Raw genomic sequence first — 19,973 nt, forward strand, 5'->3', positions numbered from 1 at the left:
TTCGTAACGCCGCATTAGACCGGCCTGACGCCTAAGCAATTTTTGTAATTACTGCCGTCGGCGCCGCAGGGTTTATGGTCATCAGCATCCGCTGGACGGGGAAATTCTCCCGGCGCCGGAGTCGAGTTTCGAAAAACGTCGGAGCCGGCTGCAAACCTGAAACTGTCAGGGCCAGCGGACGTTGGGGGACGCTGGCCCCGACACACAATGGTCTGGAAACGGGCATTACAGGGGAATTGGGGGCAGCATGTTTTTGCTTGATTCGGAGCTGGCCGGCCAGGAGCCGGACCTGATTTATTCGGCCAGCGACTTGGTGATCGCTGCGCAGTGTGAGTACCAATTGCTGCGCAAGCTGGACGAGCGACTTGGCCGCGCCGAGAAGCCGGATTTCGAGAAGGACGAGCTGCTCGCGCGCACTGCGGTACTGGGCGATGTCCATGAACACACGGTGCTGGCGCAGTACCTGACCAAGTTCGGTGAATGGAACGCTGACAGCGGCACCGGCGTGTACGACGTCGTTCCGGCCAGCGACACGGACCGCGCGACCCTGCTGACGAAACATTCCGAATCCATCGCCGCCCTCCATAGCGGAGCGGACGTGGTCTTCCAAGCGGCCTTCTTCGACGGCCAGTTCCACGGCCGCTCCGACTTCCTGGTTAAACAGGGAGATGCCTACGCAGTGTTCGACACGAAGCTGGCCCGGCACGCGAAAGCCACCGCTCTGCTGCAGTTGGCAGCGTATGGCGATCAGCTGATCCAGGCCGGGATCGCTCCGGTGCCGATGGTCAGCCTCATCCTTGGCAACGGCAAGTCAAGCGACCACAGGCTGGCGGATCTCCTGCCGGTCTTCCGCGAGCGCCGGTCCCAATTCCTGGATTTAACGAGGTCACATCGCGCGTCAGGAACTGCCGTCGTCTGGGGCAGCAACGGCTTCACAGCCTGCGGCCGGTGTGACTACTGCGCAGAGCAGGTCACTGCACACCGGGACCTGCTCATGGTTGCCGGGATGAGCCTTGACCGGCGCCGGAACCTCATGAATGAGGGAGTCACTACCATCGACCAGCTGGCGGCGATGAATCTGCCGGCCGGCGAACCAGCTGACGGCGCTCTGGCAAAACTGAGGGACCAGGCACGGATGCAGACGGGCGCCGCGGACCCGGACGGTGCCGTAACCTTCGTCAAGAACGATGAAGAGAGAACCATCAGCTACCGTGTGCTGGAGAAGCACACCCTCGGCAGGCTTCCGAAGCCCAGCCCCGGGGACATCTTCTTCGACTTCGAAGGCGATCCGCTCTGGCAGGACCCCGCGGACGGGAAATGGGGGCTGGAATACCTATTCGGTGTGGTGGAAACGCCCTGCAGCCCGGACGCCAAGCCTCCATTTCGCCCATTCTGGGCCCATTCCCGTGCCGAGGAACGCCAGGCCTTCACTGATTTCCTTGATTATGTGACGGAGCGCCGGCGGCAGTATCCGGACATGCATATCTACCACTACGCCGACTATGAGAAAGCCGCTTTGCGCCGGCTCTCGCTGATGCATGTGGTGGGCGAGGACGCGGTCAACAAGCTGCTGCGGGACGGCGTGCTGATTGACCTCTATGCCACGGTTCGCAATAGCCTGCGAATCTCTGAGAACTCCTACAGCATCAAGAAGCTTGAACCCCTGTACATGGGCAGCGAACTGCGGCACGGAAACGTGACCGACGCCGGTGCCTCCGTGGTTGCCTACGCTGACTTCTGTGCCGCGCGGAATGACGGCAAGGCGGCGGAGGCTGAGCGACTGCTGAAAGGGATTGCTGATTACAACGAATATGACTGCCTCTCGACCCTGGAGCTTCGCAACTGGCTGCTGACACTTGCCGGTGAACGAGGCATCTCTCCCGCCCAGGGCGTCCTGCAGGAGGATGAACTTCCGCAGGACGAACTTCTGCCCGAGGAAGCCGCCCTGCTCGACTACGTTGCCGCTCTGCCAACCGAGAAGGAACTGTCCGCAGATGACCAGGCGATCGCCATGGTTGCCGCCGCTGTCGGATACCACCGGCGCGAAGACCGCCAGTTCTGGTGGGGACACTTCGACCGGCTGAACGCTCCCGTCGAGGCCTGGGCGAAAGACCGGAACGTGTTCACTGTGGAGCGTGCCGACGTCGTCGACGATTGGGCGAGGCCGACGCCGCGCAGCAATCCTGCGCGCACCATCCGACTATCCGGGACCACGGCCGAGGGCTCGGACTTCAGGCCGGGTTCCACGTGGCACCGGATGTATGACGCGCCGTTCCCGGAGCCCCTTCGGCTGAACGATGACGGGAAGAACCAGCGCAGCGGCCGGTTCGGCACCGAGATAGTGGACCTCGAGAGGGTCAGCGACCGAACGGTTTTGACGGTTAAAGAAAAGCTTAAACGCGGTGACGATTCCTATGAAGAGTTCCCCGTCGCCCTGACTCCCGACGAGCCAATCCGGACCAAGGGCCAGCGTGAGGCCCTGTCCGATCTTGCCCGCACCGTCGGCGGGACTCTGCCGGAGTTGCCGCGCAATGCTGCCCTGGAACTATTGCGCCGTGCTGCGCCGCGGCTTCAGGGGCTGGATTCGCTTCCCCCTGTGGCTCCCCACGGCGGCGGATACGTCGAAGCGATCACTAAGGCAGTTGCTGCCTTGGAACGGTCGTACCTTGCCGTGCAGGGACCTCCCGGCACCGGCAAAACCCATGTCGGTTCCCACGTCATCGCCAACCTCGTCGCGCAGGGCTGGAAAGTCGGCGTCGTCGGCCAGTCACATGCCGTCGTCGAAAATATGCTCCGGGCCGCGATCGTCAAGGCAGGCGTTCCAGCCGAGCAGGTTGCGAAGAAGACCGACGAGTCCGAGGTGCCGTGGGAATTCCGGACCGACCAAGACGTTGCGCGTCTGCTGGCCGAAGAACCTGGCTGTCTGGTCGGCGGTACCGCATGGACGATGACTGGTTCCAACGTACCTGCCGATTCGATGGACCTGCTGGTCATTGACGAGGCGGGCCAGTTTTCGCTCGCGAACACATTGGCCGTCTGCAAAGCCGCCAAGCGGCTGTTGCTGCTCGGCGATCCGCAGCAACTCCCCCAGGTCACGCAGGGAACCCACCCCGAGCCCGTCGATGAATCAGCCTTGGGCTGGCTGTCGAAGGGGTATGCCACTCTGCCGCCCGATTTCGGCTACTTCCTGGCTGACAGCTGGCGCATGCATCCCGACTTGTGCAGGGCGGTATCCGAACTCTCCTATGAGGGCCGGCTTGAAGCCGCATCGGCGGCCGGAGGACGTCACTTGGACGGACTCCCGGCCGGAGTTGAATGCGTGCGGGTACCGCACCGCGGAAACTCGACTCTATCCGTTGAAGAAGCCGAAGAAGTCGTCCGGCAGATCCAGCGGCATCTGGGCCTGCCGTGGACCGAATCCCCTGACGCGGCACCTCGTTCCCTGGAAGAATCGGACATCTTGGTGGTCGCCGCATACAACGCCCAGGTCCAGAAGATCCGCGAACACCTCCATGCCGAGGGGCTTGACAGCGTGCGTGTTGGCACAGTGGACAAGTTTCAGGGCCAGGAAGCACCAGTGGTCATCGTCTCGATGGCCTGCTCCGCCGTGTCCGAGGCCCCGCGCGGCATGGAGTTCCTGCTCAACCGAAACCGGCTTAATGTGGCCATCTCCCGTGGACAATGGCGCGCTGTCATTATCCGTTCCCCCGAACTAACCAACTTCATGCCGTCGAAACCGGAGGCGCTGGAGGAACTGGGGGCGTTCATCGGACTGTGTTCCCAGCCTTAGCCGAGGAATCGGAGTACCGATCTCGCGCTACATTTGGGAGGGTGCTGCGGATCACGGGGTGCAGCACAGGATGTTCAGGGGGACGAAAATGCGTTGTATTCCGGAGGAGCCCGAATTCGGGGAAGGTCAGATGGCCGAGCGGGCCGTTTGGGAGAAGCTTCGTAAGAGTCTTCCGGACGACGTCGTCCTGGCCCACTCCGTCAATGTCCGGGACGGCAGGGCCGAACATGAGATCGATCTGCTGGTCCTGTGGCCACGGGTCGGCATGGCCGCCATCGAGGTCAAGGGCGGCCTCGTCGGCATCGACAACGGGCAGTGGTACCAGTCCGACAAGAACGGCTGGCACCCGATCCAGAGCCCGGTGGCGCAGTCGCAGGGATCGGTGCACGCCTTCCGGAACTGGATCGGTGACCGGCTCGGCACACCATTGAGCAACCGCTTCGCGTACATGGTCTGCCTGCCCTATACGCAGGTGCCGCAGGACTGGTCCATGGCCGGAGCACCACGGACCTTGGTCCTCGACGAACATGACCTGACCGATCCTGCCGAAAAGATCCGGACCGCGATCGAGCAGGAAGGCGGAGGGGCAGGTCCGCTGGCGCCGGCGTATCTGGAACGCATCGTCGCCCAGCTGACGGGAGCCCTGCGGTCCGACGCCTGGCCGGAGGGCAACCCGCAGGAAGACGAGGACCGCCAGGACCACCTCACCGAGCGGCAGGCAGTGCTGCTCTCCGCCACCCGGGACCTGCCGCGGGTCCGGTTCGCCGGAGGCGCCGGCAGCGGCAAGACGTGGCTGGCCGTCGAGAAGGCCCGCAGGCTGTGCCGGGAAGGCAAGCGCGTTGGCCTGTTCTGTTACAACAAGGGCCTGGGCCAGTACCTGCAGGACCGGACCTCCGGCTGGCGCCAGGCCAAACCGGTGTTCACCGGTGAGTTCCACGAGTACGTCCGGTCTCTGGGCATCCCCGACGGCACCGGACAGGCCTACTTCGACGAGGATATGCCCCGGATGCTCAAGGACCTTGCAGCGGAACTGGACTTTGACCAGAAACTAGATGCCGTCGTCGTCGACGAGGCTCAGGACTTCGCTCCGCTGTGGTGGGAAGCCCTCTTAGCCTGCCTCAAGGATCCGTCCGCCGGCGAAGTGTATGCCTTCATGGACGACGGCCAGGACGTCTACCGCCGCTGGAACGGCCCGGCTGGAGATTCTTCCTTCGACCCGGCAACGGATCTGGTGCCCATTCACATCGATGACAACCTCCGCAACACGCGCCGGATCGCGGAGACCTTCAGAGTCTTCGCCGGCGAGCACTTCACCCCGCGCGGGGGCACCGGCCTGCCCGTCCGCCGCGTCCGATGCTCCACCCACGATGCCTTGGACGTGGCCGGGGACTGCATCGACGCCCTGATCGAGGAGGGCTGGGCCAATAACCAGATCGCACTGCTGACCACCAGCAGCCGCCACCCCGTCCATCAGGACTTCTTCGAGCGCGACGACATCCCCGAGTACTGGCGCCAGTTCCATGCCAACGAAGAGGAGTTCTACGGCCACGTGCTCGGCTTCAAGGGCCTGGAACGCTCTGTCATCGTCCTGTGCGTCAACGGGTTCAAGGATCTGGAGCGGGCGGCTGAACAGCTCTACGTCGGACTGTCGCGGGCGCGCAGCCTGCTGGTGGTAGTCGGCGACTCTGATTTGCTCGCCGAAGCAGGCGGCAGGCAGCTGGAGCTGGCGCTGTCCCGGGCAGAGTCTTGGCACCCTTCACAGTGAGTTCCTCGCAGGGCACTGGCCGTGCCCGCATAATTAACCCTCGCCATTCCAGTTGTTAACCACTAAACTTTTGGAACGACGTTTTCGATCGTCCCTGTACGCCGCGATTCCAGGAAGGCCAGCTTGTCGCAGCCGCGTCGCCGACGTTTTCTCTCCGGCACTGCTTCACTCCTTGCCGCCGCCGTTGTCGGAGGCACCCTCTGGGCCGTCCCGGCCGCCGCCGTTGAAGAACCTCCGCTGCCGGTTGCACCCGCTGCCCCGGCGACCGCGGATGCCGCTCCAGCGACCAACCGGATCATCGTGAAGTTCAAGTATTCGGCCGCGCCGGACCCCGCCGAGCGGGAAGACGCCTACGACTCCGTTGCCGACGAGCTCGACGTCGCCGTCGAGGAAGTGCGCAGCACGGCTATGGGTGCGCAAGTGGTCGAGGCCAACCGTGAGCTGGACGCCGCGGAGGCGGAGGAAGTCGCCGCCGAACTGGAGGCGGACCCCGCCGTCGAATACGCCGAACCTGATCTGCTCCTGCAGCCGGCTGCCGTCCCGCCCAATGATCCCCTGTACCCCCGCCAGTGGGGCCTCTGGGAGGACCGCGCGGGTCTGCGCGTGCCCGGGGCGTGGGATGTGACCCACGGCGCCGGAGCCGTGGTGGCGGTCATCGACACCGGCATCACCAGCCACAGCGACCTGGACGCCAACATCCTGCCCGGCTACGACATGATCAGCAGCGCCACCATGGCCCGCGACGGCAGCGGCCGCGACTCCAATCCGCGGGACGAAGGCGACTGGAATGCCGTCGATGAGTGCGGCATCGGCACGGCCGCCGGCGGTTCCTCCTGGCACGGGACCCACGTGGCCGGAACCATTGCCGCCGTCGCCGGCAACGGAGAGGGAGTCGCCGGCGTGGCACCGGCAGCCAAGATCCTGCCCGTCCGGGCCCTGGGCGCCTGCGGCGGCTACACCTCCGACCTGGCCGACGCCATCATCTGGGCCGCGGGCGGTCCAGCCGGCGGGGTGCCCGCGAACCCGCATCCAGCGGATGTGATCAACCTGAGCCTGGGCGGCAATGGGACCTGCTCCACCACCTCCCAGACAGCCATCAACGTCGCGCGCCAGCACGGTGCCGCCGTCGTCGTCGCGGCAGGCAACGAGAACCAGCCGGCGGTAAATTCGACGCCGGCGAACTGCCGGAACGTGATCACCGTGGCCGCCAGCGGGCGTGAGGGGAACCGCGCGTCGTACTCCAACTACGGCTCCGCCGTCGACCTCACTGCCCCGGGCGGGGACGCCGCCAGCGGCATCGCCTCCACCTTCAACGCCGGGACCAGCACGCCCACGTGGGAAGCCTATTCCGCCATGCAGGGCACTTCGATGGCGGCCCCGCATGTAGTCGGCGTGGCCGCGCTGCTCGTGTCCGAACTGGGGCCGGCGGCGACGCCGGACGGTATCGAGGCCATCTTCAAGAACACTGCCCGGCCGCTGCCCGGAACCTGTGCCGAAGGCTGCGGCGTTGGACTGGTGGATGCGGCGGCGGCCCTGCGCTCCGTCACAGGAAGCCTGGAGCCGGCACAGTATGTGGCGCCGGCGTTTTCCCCGTTCCGGGATGTGCGGACGGGGCAGCAGTTCTACAAAGAGATGGCCTGGCTGGCGGCCGCGCGAATTTCCACCGGCTGGACCGAAGCGGACGGCTCGAGGACCTACCGGCCGTTCGAACCGATCAAGCGGGATGCTATGGCAGCCTTCATGTACCGGATGGCAGGATCGCCCGCGTACACCCCGCCGGCGGTATCTCCCTTCAAGGACGTGCTGCCCGGCCAGCAGTTCTACAAGGAAATGGCCTGGCTGGCCTCCACGGGGATTTCCACCGGCTGGACCGAAGCCGACGGGACGAAGACCTACCGGCCGTTCGAACCCATTGGGCGCGACGCCATGGCGGCTTTCATGTACCGCTTGGCAGAATCTCCGGCTTACACCGCCCCGGCCGTTGCCCCGTTCCGGGACGTGTTGACCGGCCAGCAGTTCTACAAGGAAATGGCCTGGCTGGCCGAGAAGGGCATTTCGACCGGTTGGACGGAGGCGGATGGGTCCAAGACCTACCGCCCGCTGCAGCCGATCAACCGCGACGCCATGGCCGCATTTATGTACCGGTTCGCGCGGCTGTAGCAGGCCCGCCGGGGTCCGGGTAGCTTTCTACAGTTGGGAGTGAATCACGAGTGAATGCAGGTGCTACCGCAGCTGACATCGTCGGCCGCCGGAATGAACTTGAACTGGAAATTGCGCGCTTGGTGGCGGAGGTGCCCGCGACGGGATGGACCTCGCTGAAGTTCGGCATGAAGTGCGTCGGCAATGTCCAGGGCGGCCTGATTTTCGTGGATCGCAACGGCGTCGAAGAGCGTGAATTTCCTCCACGGCCGTCCTACCGGCGGGTAAGGGAGCTCCGGGACATCATGTACCGGGAAGGGCACGGGACGTGGTTCGCTATGGCCGTGGAAGTCGAGAACGATGGCCATCTGCATGCCAGTTACAACTACGACTACGAGCCCGAATGGGAGGTTCCCATCGGCGATGACGAGTATGTAACCGATCTGGAACGCTACCCCCGCACAGCCGATCACACTCCGCAATGGCTCAGGGACAAGCTGGCCACCAGCGGCCAAAGCGCATGAACGCGGGCTTCGATTCTGAGTATCTCCAGCTGGCTGCCGAGTGGTTCGGTGACCCCGAACCACTCTGGAAAAACGGGCGCTGGCTCTGCTACGACCAAGACAGCTACGGCATCGTCCTCGAACCGCGCGATGGCCGGATCGACGTGTACTTCAACATCTTCCAGAACAACCGCAGCGGCAACGGCCCTGATTTCGTTTGCCGCCGCCCTGACGAGGCGTTGAAGTTCCTGCTGTATTCCGCCGGCACCAAATGGCGGCAGCGTCAGGGCCTCGACCGGCTGTTGGTGCCGTACAGTCCTGCGCTCGCCCGCCCCGGCTTCACCATCAGCCCGACGGCTGAAGGCGTCATGGGCCAAGTGACCTGGACCAGCGACGGGACCGCGCATTCAGCCACGCTGGCCATGGAAGGGCCCGCCGTCGAATTCACCTACTATGGAGCCGCCCCACTGGCCCACATCCGGGAGTCCATCGAGGCCGCAGATGGTTCGCCGCTGTTCGGCGATGTCCGGAAGGTTCCTGCCTCAAGCCGGGAATACGGCCGTCCCTGAGACCGCGGCTGCAGCGGGCAGGCCGGGCACCCACATTGCCGCCGCGCCCTGTACCGGCTGTGGCGTGGGCTGCGGTGTGCGCAGGACCAGGCCCATGAGGAGTCCCCACAGCAAAGCCACGACGACATAAATCAGGATCATCCCGAAGAGAATCCGGAGCACTCCACCCCGGAACTGGCGCTTACGACGCCGGCTGCCGGGCTTCGGCAGCCGTGTCGCCTTCGGGGCGGGAGACGGCAGGCTACCCGGCTGCTGAACGGCCCCGGCCGGTTCGTCACGCCTGCCCTGCCTGTGGTCCTGCCACGTCCTGTAGCTGTGGACGCTGAGGTCGTCTTCCCGGTCGCGCATCGTCCGGGTGGTGAGGAGCTCGGGAGAGGCGGTGCCGGTCAACAGCAGCCGCAGCTTGGCGTGGATCGCCGCCACGGCCTGCGGCTCCAGGACCTTGGGCAATGCGTGGACAGCGTCCCGCACGGTTTCCACGCCGTGCACTTTTACTGCCCCGGACAGCTGGCCGTCCACCTGCAGGTGCCCGGCCAGGCAGAGCCAGGCCTGGACAAAGCGGCGGTAGGGCGGATCCAGCAGGGCTGCAATCGATGCGGCCTGCTGCTCGGCCGATTCCACATGGCGTCTACGCGAATAGCCGTTCTGGTACAGGCCGTTATTGCGGATCTCCACGCGGCCGGTCCAGTTCTTCGCGTCGATGACCAGGACACCTCCGGGACCGATGAGTACGTGGTCGATGTTTGCCTTGGGCCTGCCCGGCCAGTGGACATCGTGCAGGATGCGCCACCCGTCCGCTTCCAGCTCCGCCAGCAGGCCGGCCACGAGGACCTCGCCAGCCGCTCCCGCCTCCCACATTCTCTGGGAACGCTCGGCGTTTTCCAGCTCACGCCGTGCTTTCTCGGCCCGTTCGGCTGCACGCCGTGACTGCTCCGCAGTTCCTCCGCCTGCCGTGATCCTGGTCCACCTCCCACCTGAGAGCCTGACCCGAGGAGCCAGGAAGCGCAAGGACGGAGCAAGAACCTCGCCCATCCTGACCACCGGTACCGCGGCGGCCGGCGGGCTTCCGCTGGAACGTCACCGGCCGCCGTCGTACCCCACCCCGCGAAACTGCTGAAGATGCCTATTCGGGGACGAAAATCCGACAAAAGGTGAGGTTTCGCGGGGACGGTGGTGTTACTGCTGCGGCAGCTCCCACGGTGCCTGCGGGAGGACGTGCCCGGTCTCAAGCAGGGTCTTGAGGTTGGACAGGACCGCGGCCCAGCCGCCGGCGACCTCGTCCCGTTCGGCTTCGTCGGCCAGGTCCTCGTGGGTGACGGTGAGCCGGACGATCTCCCCGTAGGCTTCGATCCCGAAGGTGACCCGGGAGACCCCGGCCGCACCTGGCTCGGCGGTTTCCGCATTGGGCTCCGCCCAGGTGGTCACTAGCCGCGTGGGCGGGGTGCTCTCCACAACCATGCCCAACACGTCGGAGATCCCCGAGCCGTCGGTGCGCTGGTGCGCCCAGCTGGAGCCGGCCTGCCAGTCGGAGACATTGCTGTGGCCCCAGTAGGCGGTGGTCATGTCCGGATCGGTCAGTGCCTGCCAGACCTTTTCCGGAGTGCTGTGGAGGTAGGTGACGTAGACGAATGCCGGTTTACTGCTCATGTCTTCTCCCTTTCGTGTCCAGAATCGCGGTCGCCCCCGCGCCCCGGGCCAGCATGGCTTCGCGGTTCGCCACTGCCACTGCGACGGCCACCGCCACGAACAGCCACATGTCCCACGGTTGGGCGTCGGGCCAGACCGGGTTGTTCATCTGCGCGTGGAACAGGAAGGCCACCAGCAGGCTTCCCCGTGCGGCGTTGAACATCGGTGTGAGGATGACGCTGATCGCCACGATACCGAAGAAGAACGGCCAGAACTCCCAGGCGGACTGCTTGGTGCCGCTCAGCAGGAACGAGGGTGCGTGCCAGATGGCCACCAGCAAACCGAGCAGGAGTCCTGCCAGCATCGGTGAGAACCGGCGCTGGAGCAGCGGCAGCGCCACGCCCCGCCAGCCGAGCTCCTCGATGGGGCCGATGAGGAGCATCGGCAGCAGGGCCGGCAGCACGGCGTACCACGGCGAGTAGGGGAACGGATCGGTGAGGTTGCCTTGGATCGCAGCCCCGGCGTAGTACACGGCAGGCATGGCGACCAGCAGCAGAAGCCACCACGACGGCGCCATCCGCCACAGGGCGAAGCGGCGGAAGAAGTGCCCCAGACCCTTCAGACCGTAGTGGCGCCACACCATGGCCACGCCGACAATTCCGGGTGTGTACACCATGAGGATGAAGACAGGGTTGTTATAGCCCATGGGCCCGAAGACGGCGTCGACCTGGGCCTGGAACAGCATGTACAACGCGCCCGCGCCCCAAGACAGGCCGAAAGTGGCGAGGAAGAAAGTGCGGACCGACCGGAAGGTCAGCCCTGCGGTCCCAGGTTCTGTTCGGCTGTGGCTGGGCATGGGTGTTCGGGCGGTCATGGTGGCCTCTTTCGGTTCAACTGGACGCGGGCGGACGGAAAGCCCCTGCGTTCAGCGTTTCAGCGGAGGCCGCGCGAGGGTATCGGGACCTGCCCTGATCCGCCCCTGATCCAGTTCGGAGAAGGACCCTTAGACTTGGACCACTACGCAGCGGAGACTCACATGAACATCCCTGACCTGACCCGGATCGGCCTGATCGTTCCCAGCTCCAACATCACCATGGAAACGGAACTGCCGGAACTGTTCCGCCGGCAGTCGGAAGCCACCGGCCACACCTACACCTTCCACTCGGCCCGGGCCGGCATGAAGAACGTCAACCGCGAGGAACTGATGGCCATGGTTGGCAAGGCCGCCGACTGCGCCGCCGCCGTGTCCGACGCCGGCGTGGACGTGATTGCCTATGCCTGCCTGGTGGCGGTAATGGCCCAGGGCCCCGGCGCCCATGCCGGTTCCGAAAAGGTCATTGCGGAAGCAGCCGCGGCCAACGGACACCCGGCCGCTGTGACCAGCAGCGCCGGTGCGCTGGTGCGGACCCTGCAGGAAATGGGTGCCCGAAGAATCCTGATGGTCGCTCCCTACCTGAAGCCGCTGACGCAGCTGGTGCGCGAGTACATCGAAGGCGCCGGCATCGAAGTCCTCGACGCCGTCAGCCTCGAAGTTGCGGACAACCTGGCCGTCGGCCGCCTGGATCCGGCGAAGCTGCCCGGGATCGCCCGGAACCTGCAGCGCGAAGGTGCTGACGCCGTCGTACTTTCCGCCTGCGTGCAGATGCCGTCGCTGGCGGCCGTCCAGGCCGTCGAGGATGAACTCGGGCTGCCGGTCGTTACCGCGGCCACCGCCACTACTTACGAGATCCTCAAGGCACTGGGCCAGCAGCCCGCCATCAGCGGCGCAGGCAGCCTGTTGGCCGCTGCTCCTACTCCGGCAGACCGTTCCGCGGCCGGAAATGCCCCGGCCAGTCCGCCTTGCGGATCCGCGTGATTTCGTGAATAGACCCCATGGTCCCCCATTCATCCAGACCCAGTCGGGACAGCGGTTCCAGCAGATCGATCCGCGGGTGGCTGCCATCCAGGACCCGGCCGGACACGACGGCGTGCGTCACCTCGCCGAAGACCAGGGTGCAGTCCCCCATCGGCAAGGTCCGGTGAAGCTTGCACTCCAACGCCACCGGTGATTCCGCCACCCGGGGCGGACGCACGGTGAGGCTCGGCTCCCGGGTCAGCCCGGCGGCGTCGAACTCGCTGACCTCGGGAGGAAAGTTGGTCCCGGTGGCGTTGACCTCCGCCAGCAGGCTGGCCGGCGTCAGGTTCACCGTGAATTCCTTGGTGGCCACGATGTTCCGCAGCGAATCCTTCTCCCCCACCGAGGTGAACTGCACGATGGGCGGATTCACCGAGGCCACGGTAAAGAAGGAATGCGGGGCCAGGTTGTCCAGCCCGGCGGCCGAGGTGCTGGAGACCCAGGCGATCGGCCGCGGCACCACCACCGCCGTCAGCAGCTTGTAGAAGTCGCGGCCGGAGAGTTCCTTGGGGCTGAAGTCCATGCGCATAGTCCCACGATAGCCAGCTGTCCGCCGGCGGGCTGTCGGGGAGCCGACAGCTTTCAAGGAGCCGGAGGCTCCGCGTCGGAGGATCGTGTGTCCTTGGTGTCATGATCGTAGGGACAAAACTCAGCTTTCCGCCGGGCCCCAGATAGGCCCGGCGGACCTGGGCGATGTCGTCGAACCCGTGGATGGGCAGCTGGGATTCCAGTTCCTCGAGGGTGATGAACTCCCGGCGCATCGCGTGACGGTTCAGGCGCCCGTCCATGATCAGGGACCGGGGGTGGCCCTTGAGGATCCTGGCCAGGCGCGGCCACCGGTACGCCGCCGCGTCCACGGCTACGCTCCAGAACAGGACGGTGGCCCCCGGGATCAGCCCGTCCTGGATCTTGTCCACATCGCCGGTGAGGCTGATGCCGGCGGCCGAGCCGACGTCTCGCTGATGAACAACTCCACCCACGGGGTGTCGGGGGCGAAGAGGGCGTTCCAATCAATCACGGGCGGCATCCAGAGAACTCGACGTATCGTCGGCCTCGACTCGACCTCTTTTCGCTTTAGGAACGACGACGGCACTCTTCAAATCAGCGGGGCGCGTCGGCCCTGCCGCCAGTCCGGCTCCGGAGCCCCGTCACTTAGCCGGTGTGCCGCCCCGTGAGCTTGTCCCGAAGCCGGTCTACCATGCCCACACCCGGTCCGAGGGTCTTGTGGAACAGCTCGGAGTGCGGCGCGTGCGGATGCGGGCGGGTCGGCGCCACCTTCTTGGCGTTCTGCACCTTCTCACCCATCTTCACCAGTTCCTCCCCGGGGATGTGGGCCCGCAGCTTCGGGAACTGTTCGGACTCCTCGTCGTTCGCGTGGTGGCGCAACTGCCCCTCCAGCTCGCGGACCAAGTCCATGAACGCCGAATCGGAAGCGTCGACGTCCTCCATCCGCTTCATCACCTGGACGATCTCGTCATGCTCCTTCTTGTCATGCTCGACCTCCTCGGCGCCGTTGGGCACATGCTTTTCCATCGCGGGGTAGACGAACATCTCCTCGGCGACCGCATGCCGCATCACCTCCGCGATCACGGTATCGGCCAGGTCACGCCGCTGGCCGGCATCCGCCGTGCCCTCGATCTGGCCGAGCAGTTCCATCATTTCCTGGTGATCAGCGGTAAGGATGTCAACAACATCCGAGCCTGCGCCAGCACCATGGGATTCAGTCATGAGAGCTCACTCCTTTGGGTCGTCGCTCCTGAGCGTCAATAGGACGCAACTTACCACCGCGCTCCAGCACAATCCATGGCCGGCGGAACTTCATCAAGAACGCAACCGGCTCCAACCGCTCATGGAACTGCCTTTGGCTGCCGGCAGTTGTACGAGTAGGCGGCCGATTCGCCGCGCACTTATTAGACGAGGCGAGGAGCCGAGTATGGGAATGTTCGACAAGCTGTTCCAAAAGGGCAAGAAGATGGCCGGGGAATATGTGAAGGACCAGTTGTCCCAGCGCACCGGTCAGCAGCGCAACTCTGGCGGCTACGGGGGCGGCAGCTACGGTGGCGGCCAGCGCAGCTCCGGCGGCTACGGCGGCTACGGCCAGCCGGTGAACCACCGCAGCCAGAACAGGCCTCCGGTCCAGGGATCGGACGCTGACCGGGCTGCCATTGCCAAGTACAAGTACATGCTCCGTACGGCCCCTCCGGAGGACATGGAGCGGGCCCATGCCGAGGCGTTCGCCAGGCTGACCCCGCAGCAGCGGTCGATGCTGCAGTCCGAACTCTCCGGCCACCTGCCACCCTCCGAACGTCCCCGTTCGGACCGGCCCGCGGATCTGGCGCGGGCCGCGACCCGCGCGGAGATGTCCCGGCCCGGCTTCATGGAAAAGCTTTTGGGCCGCGGCTCCGGCCGCGGTATGGGAGGCTCCCTGGCGGCCGGAGCCGCCGGAGGCCTCGGTGCCGGGCTGCTGGCCGGGGTGGCCGGCGCCTTCATCGGTTCGGCGATCGCCGGTCCCCTGCTCGACGGTTTCTCCGATATCGGCGACGGCATCACGGGTGCAGCGGAAGGACTGGGCGAAAATGTGACCGCTGCAGGAGAGGAACTCTCCGCCGCGGGCGAAGGGTTCACCGATCAGGCGGGTGATTTTACCGATCAGGCCGGAGGCCTCTTCGGCGGTTTCCTCAACGGCGGCGAGTCCGGAGACTGGGAAGTCTGACCACAGGGCCTGCGGTGTTTTCGGGGGCGCAACAGAGCCCCTGATATTGCTGCCGGTTTAAAAGCTTCTGCCGGGACCGTCCATACCCCCCAGTCTGGAACGATCCCGGCAGAAGCTGCTCCCCCCCGTTGCGGGGTCAGGCCCTAAATCCCGGCGCTTCCCCGCTAATGCATTAACTGTGCCCCGCCAACCTCAAGAAACAAGCCGGATTATCGGCAGGAAAGGCTAAAGATTTAAGCAGAGCCTCAGGTCCCGCAGAAGGTCCGGTAGCAGCCGAAGCTTTCCGGGGCCGGGGCGATGTAACGCTTGAGCCCGGGGCGCTCGTCGTAGGGGGAAGTCACCGCGCCCAGGAGCCGTTTGAACGGATCCAGGTCGCCTTCGGTCGCGGCGGCGAGGGCCTCCTCGACCAGGTGGTTGCGGGGGATGTAGACGGGGTTGACCCGGTCCATCGCCTCGGCGTCCGGACCCAAGGCGCGCCAGCGTTCGGCCCAGGCATCGAACGCTGCCGGGTCGGGGAACAGGCCCCGCGCCGGTTCCGCGTTGCCGCCGGCGGCCGTGCCGAGGCTGCGAAAGAACGAGGTGTAGTCGATCCGGCCAGCCTTCAGAAGGGAGAGCAGGTCGTCCACCAGAGGCGAGGTCACGTCGTCGTCGGCGCTCTGGGGCAGACCAAGCTTGGCCTGCATCCCCGCAAACCAGGCAGCACTGTACTGCTGGCGGAACGCGCCGAGTGACTCCACCGCAAGGGCGACCGCCTGCTCCTGGTCCTCATGGATGAGGGGCAGGAGGGCCTCCGCCAACCGGGCCAGGTTCCACTCCGCCACGACCGGCTGATTGGCGTAGGAGTAGCGTCCGCCCTCGTCGATCGAACTGTAGACCGTGGCCGGATCGAACACGTCCATGAAGGCGCACGGGCCGTAGTCGATGGTCTCGCCGGAGATTGTCATGTTGTCGGTGTTCATGACCCCGTGGATGAAACCCACGAGCATCCACTGGGCCACCAGCGACGCCTGCGCGGCGATCACCGCCTGGAACAGCGCGAGGTAGGGGCGCTCGGCCTCCGCCGCGCCAGGGTGGTGACGGCTGATCGCATGGTCGGCGAGGCGGCGCAGGAGGTTGATGTCGTCCGTGGCCCGGGCGTACTGGAAACTGCCAACGCGCAGATGGCTGCTCGCCACCCGGGTGAGCACGGCTCCCGGCAGCAGTTCGGCCTCGCGTCGCACCGGACGCCCGGTTGCCACCACGGCCAGGGATCGGGTCGTGGGGATGCCCATCGCGTGCATCGCCTCGCTGACGATGTACTCGCGCAGCATCGGACCGACGACGGCCTGGCCGTCGCCGCCGCGGGCGAACGGTGTGCGCCCGGAACCCTTGAGGTGGATGTCGCGAAGGTTGCCGTCCGCGTCGGCGATCTCACCGAGCAGGAGCGCACGCCCGTCGCCGAGGCGGGGAGAGTACCAGCCGAACTGGTGGCCGGCATAGGCCTGCGCCACCGGAGTGGCACCCTCCGGCAGCGATTTGCCGATCAGCAGACGCAACCCGTCCGGACTCCGCAGGGAGACAGGGTCGAGGCCCAGTTCGGTCGCCAGCGGCTCGTTGAGCACAAGCAATTGCGGGTCCGGAACATCCTGCGCCTGCCAGGGAACGGCCAGCTCCGTGAGTTCCCGGGCGAAGCGATCGTCAAAGATGACAGTTGATTGTGCTTCGGCACTCATCTATCAAGGATAGCCGCGGTGCCAAGACGGGTGACACTTTCGCGCAACGACGACCCCGGGCGGCCCGTTCAGGCGGCCCGGCGTCGCCCCAGACCGTTCTCTAGATCCCGCCGGCGGGCGGGCCGTCCGCGATAATTCTCCCTGACGGGGGTTCGGCACCTGGATCAGTTTCTTCCGGAACGACGACGGTTTCCGCCGTACCGGCCGACGGGGCTTCCGGCACCGGCGGATTCGCGACGCGGGGCGCCGGCGTCGTCTCTTCTTCGGACGACTCCTTCTGTCCGGCCGCTGCGGCCACACCGGCGGCTGCGGCGGCTGCAACACCTATGCCGGCGGCAGCCACCTTTCCCGACACGCCGGCCTTGCCGCTGTCGCCGCGTGAGGCGTCGGCGCTCTCCACGCCGGGTGTCCCCACGGCGGCACCTTCATTGATCGACCCGCGCCAGGCTCCGGTGGCGTAGTCCTCGGACTCAATGAATGCCTTGAACCTTTCCAGGTCCGCTTCAGCCTGCTTCTCTACGACATTGAGCTTGTCGCCGATCTTCTCCACCAGGCCCTCAGGCTCGTATTCGAGGGTCAGATGCACCAGGGTCTGGGTCCCATCTACGTCCTGGAAAGCCACCGAACCGGCGTTCGTCGCGCCCTCGGTCGCCGCCCACGCCACCTTCTGATCCGGTATCTGCTCCAGGATTCTTGCTTCCCACTGCCGACGGACGCCGGCGATTTCGGCAACCCACTGCAGCCGGTCATCGCCGAGTTGCGACACGCTCTTCACGCCGCCCATGAACTGAGGGAAGTCCTCGAACTGGGTCCACTGGTTGTACACCGTGCTCAGCGGCGCGTTTACCTGGATTTGCTTTTCGACCTTCGTGCTCACAACGTCTCCTTCGACTAGAAAAGAGGACGACGGGAGACCCCGCCGGAGGCCCACGATACTCCCGGGTTCCTGCCCGGACCAGAGCAGTCGTCAGTCCCCGCTCCGGAACCCCGTCAGCTTGTGCGTGCCGTCGCAGAACGGCTTCAGCCCGGAAGCTCCGCAGCGGCACAGCGCTACGGTCTTCCGGGTCCGCGGCACCGGATCACCGGCTGCGGTGACGATTTCGAAGTCGCCGCGGACCAGCAGCGGTCCGTCCGGACAGGGAACGATCTCCGCCCGACTCTGCCCCTGCACGTCATCTTCCATGTCCATCCCTCCTACGCAGCCCGCTGCACAGCCGGCACCTGATCACCGCTCCCGGCCAGCCGCCGTCGTAGTTCCCTCGGCGAATTCCCGGCCGTCCGGATCCGCGATCCGGCATAGCCAACCCCGCCGCGTGCCCGTGCCAGCACGGCCAGCCACACGCAGACCGACCGTTCCAGCAGCCAGGCCGGCGCCCACAGCGCCGCATCCGGCGCGAAGACGCGCGCACCGCCGTCGCGCCTTCTCCCCCGCTCCGCCAGCAGCACGGCACCTAAAGCAACAGCCGCCAGCCGGCCCGGGCACCGCGCACACCACAGCAGAAACGGCAGCAGCGCCAGCTCCAACGCCAGCCGCGGCGGCTGGGCGAAGTCGTCGTAGGCCTGGCGGACGCGCTGCTTCAGGAAGTGCCGCGCGGTGGGCGGAACGCGGCCGACGAACAAGTCCCGCGCCCGCACCTCGCGTCCGCCGGCGGCCCGGATGGTGCGGATCAGCTCCATGTTCTCGAACAGCACATCCCCGTCGTAGCCGCCCGCCTCCACCAGCCGGGACCGCCGCACGGCCAGGGTGCCGGGCCAGTCCGCGCCGAGGGCGCGGTTGAGCAGGGTCCGGGCGGTGTCCCAGCGGGCATGCCAGGGCAGGGCGGTGAAGAAATTCTGCGGGCGTACGACGTCTGCACTCCCCAGCAGTGCCACCAGCCGGGTGAGTGCCGGGCGGCTGTAGCGGACGTCGTCGTCGGCCAGCACCAGGTACTCCTCCGCCGCGGCCAGCACTCCGGTCATGACCCCGGCGACTTTGCCGTTGCGTCCGGGCCAGGGCCCGGGGGCGATGTGCTCCACCGCCGCCGGGAAGGCCCGGGCGTGGGCGCGGAACAGTTCCGGCTCCGAGCCGTCAACCACGGTCACGGGGATCCACCGGTACAGCTGCTCCAGGTACTGCACCAGCTCGGCCAGGCCGCCGTCGTCGGTCCAGCGCAGCGGCAGGATGTAGCGGACGTTGGCTATCACGCCGAAACCACCGCAGGAACGCGCAGCGAGGACCGGCCGGCGGTCCACGCCTCCAGAACGTGGGTCCCCTGGCGGCCGTCCACCGCCAGCGCGGCGGCCGCGCCGAAGAGGACGTCTCCGAGCAGGTGCGGTTCAGCCTCCACCAGTCCCCCGGCCAGGTCCCGTGCCGCGATCTGTTCGTGGACCGCGTCGGCCTCCACATGCTCGTCGAAGTAGCCTGCAACATCCGGCCCGTAGCCGTGCCGGCGGAAGCCGCGCGCGTAGCGCTTGTTCGGCAGCGAGGACGTCATCTCGTACGCCGCCAGGTGCCCGACGATCGCGCCGCGCAGCCGGCGGTGCAGCCCGAACAGGGACATCATGTTCACATTCGCCAGCGTCACAGCGGGAACGGCGTCCACGTAGGCGCCGTAGGAGTCGTCCAGTCCCGCGCCGCGCATGCTGGCCGCGAAGAGCGCCGAATGCATCCGCTCCGGCCGCCCGCCGCCGTATTCGTCCGCCTGGATTTCCACCATCGCCGCCTTGGCCCGCCCGGCCAGCCGCGGGATCGCCCAGGTGTGCGGATCCGCCTCTTTGAGCTGGTAGACGGATTTGTGGATCAGGAACTCCTTGAGCTGATCCTTGCCCGCCTTGGCGGCGACGTACCGCGAAACGCTGGGGCCGCCGTCGTCCGCGGTCAGTTCGAACAGCGCCTTGGCGACCGCGCCCGCCTCCGGTTCCGGCAGGGCAGGCACGACGGCGGTGCCGCGCAGCTGGCGCTCGAAGGCCTCCTCCAGCTCCACCCGCACGGCCAGCAGCTCCGGGTTCCATTCCCAGCGCTCGTCCACCCCGTCGAGCCCGCCGTAGTGGAGTTCGTACAGGCAGAACAGCGCGAGCTGGACGTCGTCGTCGCCGATCAGGTCATCGGCCGCCGCCGCAGCGGCCTCCGCCAGGGCCGGCAGCCCGGACGCAGCCACGGCACCGGTGCCCGGGGTGCCGCCGAGCAGCTCAAGAAGGACAGTACTGAGGGGCCCGCGGGCCTGCGGCTGCTTCATCGAGGCGGTTCCTTTCAGCTCAGGAACCATCAGCATACTTTGCTGGC

17 protein-coding genes and 1 pseudogene are annotated in these 19,973 nt (G+C 66.4%); 7 read left to right on the plus strand and 11 right to left on the minus strand.

Going from position 1 to position 19,973, the window contains the following annotated elements; all coding sequences use genetic code 11:
* Nucleotides 1-247 precede the first annotated feature (247 nt).
* The 5 genes from AC5RWU_RS07505 (at nucleotide 248) to AC5RWU_RS07525 (ending at nucleotide 8,766) form a co-directional block, all read left to right on the plus strand.
* Nucleotides 248-3,790 carry a TM0106 family RecB-like putative nuclease gene (locus AC5RWU_RS07505; RefSeq protein ID WP_494030390.1) on the plus strand — a complete coding sequence of 1,181 codons (3,543 nt, stop codon included), beginning with the start codon at nucleotides 248-250 and terminating at the stop codon, nucleotides 3,788-3,790.
* Nucleotides 3,791-3,920: 130 nt separating this feature from the next.
* On the plus strand, nucleotides 3,921-5,555 hold the full coding sequence (locus AC5RWU_RS07510; RefSeq protein ID WP_494030391.1) for a nuclease-related domain-containing DEAD/DEAH box helicase: 1,635 nt from the start codon (nucleotides 3,921-3,923) through the stop codon (nucleotides 5,553-5,555).
* A gap of 123 nt (nucleotides 5,556-5,678) precedes the next feature.
* Nucleotides 5,679-7,715: a S8 family serine peptidase gene (locus AC5RWU_RS07515; protein WP_494030392.1), complete on the plus strand. Its 2,037-nt coding sequence runs from the start codon at nucleotides 5,679-5,681 to the stop codon at nucleotides 7,713-7,715.
* A 50-nt stretch (nucleotides 7,716-7,765) separates the two neighbouring features.
* Nucleotides 7,766-8,218 carry a hypothetical protein gene (locus AC5RWU_RS07520; RefSeq protein WP_494030393.1) on the plus strand — a complete coding sequence of 151 codons (453 nt, stop codon included), beginning with the start codon at nucleotides 7,766-7,768 and terminating at the stop codon, nucleotides 8,216-8,218.
* Nucleotides 8,215-8,766, plus strand: coding sequence for an Imm61 family immunity protein (locus tag AC5RWU_RS07525; RefSeq protein ID WP_494030394.1), 552 nt, complete (start codon nucleotides 8,215-8,217; stop codon nucleotides 8,764-8,766). The genes AC5RWU_RS07520 and AC5RWU_RS07525 overlap by 4 nt, the downstream gene beginning before the upstream one ends.
* On the opposite strand, the gene AC5RWU_RS07530 is transcribed toward AC5RWU_RS07525, so the two are convergent.
* From AC5RWU_RS07530 to AC5RWU_RS07540, 3 genes are all read right to left on the minus strand, one after another.
* A complete protein-coding gene (locus tag AC5RWU_RS07530) occupies nucleotides 8,740-9,624 on the minus strand; it encodes a nuclease-related domain-containing protein (RefSeq protein WP_494030395.1) in 885 nt (294 codons plus the stop codon). The two genes, AC5RWU_RS07525 and AC5RWU_RS07530, sit on opposite strands and share 27 nt — an antisense overlap.
* A gap of 318 nt (nucleotides 9,625-9,942) precedes the next feature.
* Nucleotides 9,943-10,413: an SRPBCC family protein gene (locus AC5RWU_RS07535; RefSeq protein ID WP_494030396.1), complete on the minus strand. Its 471-nt coding sequence runs from the start codon at nucleotides 10,411-10,413 to the stop codon at nucleotides 9,943-9,945.
* Entirely contained in the window at nucleotides 10,403-11,266 is an 864-nt protein-coding gene (locus AC5RWU_RS07540; protein WP_494030397.1) for a CPBP family intramembrane glutamic endopeptidase, read from the minus strand. Before AC5RWU_RS07540 ends, AC5RWU_RS07535 begins: the two co-directional genes overlap by 11 nt.
* A gap of 162 nt (nucleotides 11,267-11,428) precedes the next feature.
* Here AC5RWU_RS07540 and AC5RWU_RS07545 point away from each other — a divergent pair, with 162 nt between their 5' ends.
* The gene (locus AC5RWU_RS07545) at nucleotides 11,429-12,247 is read left to right on the plus strand and encodes a maleate cis-trans isomerase family protein (RefSeq protein ID WP_494030398.1); all 819 of its coding nucleotides are present in this window, start codon (nucleotides 11,429-11,431) and stop codon (nucleotides 12,245-12,247) included.
* Here the strand turns inward: AC5RWU_RS07545 and AC5RWU_RS07550 are convergent.
* The 3 genes and pseudogenes from AC5RWU_RS07550 to AC5RWU_RS07560 all read right to left on the minus strand — a co-directional run bounded on the left by AC5RWU_RS07550 (nucleotide 12,183) and on the right by AC5RWU_RS07560 (nucleotide 14,014).
* The gene (locus AC5RWU_RS07550; protein ID WP_494036948.1) at nucleotides 12,183-12,809 is read right to left on the minus strand and encodes a flavin reductase family protein; all 627 of its coding nucleotides are present in this window, start codon (nucleotides 12,807-12,809) and stop codon (nucleotides 12,183-12,185) included. The two genes, AC5RWU_RS07545 and AC5RWU_RS07550, sit on opposite strands and share 65 nt — an antisense overlap.
* Nucleotides 12,810-12,936: 127 nt before the next feature.
* A pseudogene (locus AC5RWU_RS07555) lies at nucleotides 12,937-13,266 on the minus strand (DUF421 domain-containing protein); the annotation flags it as partial.
* A gap of 172 nt (nucleotides 13,267-13,438) precedes the next feature.
* Nucleotides 13,439-14,014 carry a hemerythrin domain-containing protein gene (locus tag AC5RWU_RS07560; RefSeq protein ID WP_494030400.1) on the minus strand — a complete coding sequence of 192 codons (576 nt, stop codon included), beginning with the start codon at nucleotides 14,012-14,014 and terminating at the stop codon, nucleotides 13,439-13,441.
* Between the two features lie 205 nt (nucleotides 14,015-14,219).
* Between AC5RWU_RS07560 and AC5RWU_RS07565 the strand changes: the two genes are divergently transcribed.
* Nucleotides 14,220-14,999, plus strand: coding sequence for a hypothetical protein (locus AC5RWU_RS07565; protein WP_494030401.1), 780 nt, complete (start codon nucleotides 14,220-14,222; stop codon nucleotides 14,997-14,999).
* Nucleotides 15,000-15,244: 245 nt separating this feature from the next.
* Here AC5RWU_RS07565 and AC5RWU_RS07570 read toward each other — a convergent pair whose 3' ends face one another.
* The 5 genes from AC5RWU_RS07570 to AC5RWU_RS07590 form a co-directional block, all read right to left on the minus strand.
* Entirely contained in the window at nucleotides 15,245-16,711 is a 1,467-nt protein-coding gene (locus AC5RWU_RS07570; protein WP_494030402.1) for a protein adenylyltransferase SelO, read from the minus strand.
* A gap of 100 nt (nucleotides 16,712-16,811) precedes the next feature.
* A complete protein-coding gene (locus tag AC5RWU_RS07575; RefSeq protein ID WP_494030403.1) occupies nucleotides 16,812-17,588 on the minus strand; it encodes an SRPBCC family protein in 777 nt (258 codons plus the stop codon).
* A gap of 90 nt (nucleotides 17,589-17,678) precedes the next feature.
* Entirely contained in the window at nucleotides 17,679-17,894 is a 216-nt protein-coding gene (locus AC5RWU_RS07580; RefSeq protein ID WP_494030404.1) for a CDGSH iron-sulfur domain-containing protein, read from the minus strand.
* A gap of 11 nt (nucleotides 17,895-17,905) precedes the next feature.
* Nucleotides 17,906-18,895: a glycosyltransferase family 2 protein gene (locus AC5RWU_RS07585; protein ID WP_494030405.1), complete on the minus strand. Its 990-nt coding sequence runs from the start codon at nucleotides 18,893-18,895 to the stop codon at nucleotides 17,906-17,908.
* Complete coding sequence (locus AC5RWU_RS07590) at nucleotides 18,892-19,926, minus strand: iron-containing redox enzyme family protein (RefSeq protein ID WP_494030406.1); 1,035 nt, start codon at nucleotides 19,924-19,926, stop codon at nucleotides 18,892-18,894. The genes AC5RWU_RS07585 and AC5RWU_RS07590 overlap by 4 nt, the downstream gene beginning before the upstream one ends.
* Nucleotides 19,927-19,973: the final 47 nt, after the last annotated feature.

The organism is Arthrobacter sp. B0427-1-12, assembly GCF_059092905.1.

Excerpts from the sequence above, each read along its gene's own strand:
- AC5RWU_RS07505 (WP_494030390.1), top strand. The coding sequence starts at position 248 with ATGTTTTTGCTTGATTCGGAGCTGGCCGGCCAGGAGCCGGACCTGATT.
- AC5RWU_RS07510 (WP_494030391.1), top strand. The coding sequence starts at position 3,921 with ATGGCCGAGCGGGCCGTTTGGGAGAAGCTTCGTAAGAGTCTTCCGGAC.
- AC5RWU_RS07525 (WP_494030394.1), top strand. The coding sequence starts at position 8,215 with ATGAACGCGGGCTTCGATTCTGAGTATCTCCAGCTGGCTGCCGAGTGG.
- AC5RWU_RS07530 (WP_494030395.1), bottom strand. The coding sequence starts at position 9,624 with ATGTGGGAGGCGGGAGCGGCTGGCGAGGTCCTCGTGGCCGGCCTGCTG.
- AC5RWU_RS07535 (WP_494030396.1), bottom strand. The coding sequence starts at position 10,413 with ATGAGCAGTAAACCGGCATTCGTCTACGTCACCTACCTCCACAGCACT.
- AC5RWU_RS07540 (WP_494030397.1), bottom strand. The coding sequence starts at position 11,266 with ATGACCGCCCGAACACCCATGCCCAGCCACAGCCGAACAGAACCTGGG.
- AC5RWU_RS07545 (WP_494030398.1), top strand. The coding sequence starts at position 11,429 with ATGAACATCCCTGACCTGACCCGGATCGGCCTGATCGTTCCCAGCTCC.
- AC5RWU_RS07550 (WP_494036948.1), bottom strand. The coding sequence starts at position 12,809 with ATGGACTTCAGCCCCAAGGAACTCTCCGGCCGCGACTTCTACAAGCTG.
- AC5RWU_RS07560 (WP_494030400.1), bottom strand. The coding sequence starts at position 14,014 with ATGACTGAATCCCATGGTGCTGGCGCAGGCTCGGATGTTGTTGACATC.
- AC5RWU_RS07565 (WP_494030401.1), top strand. The coding sequence starts at position 14,220 with ATGGGAATGTTCGACAAGCTGTTCCAAAAGGGCAAGAAGATGGCCGGG.
- AC5RWU_RS07570 (WP_494030402.1), bottom strand. The coding sequence starts at position 16,711 with ATGAGTGCCGAAGCACAATCAACTGTCATCTTTGACGATCGCTTCGCC.
- AC5RWU_RS07580 (WP_494030404.1), bottom strand. The coding sequence starts at position 17,894 with ATGGAAGATGACGTGCAGGGGCAGAGTCGGGCGGAGATCGTTCCCTGT.
- AC5RWU_RS07590 (WP_494030406.1), bottom strand. The coding sequence starts at position 19,926 with ATGAAGCAGCCGCAGGCCCGCGGGCCCCTCAGTACTGTCCTTCTTGAG.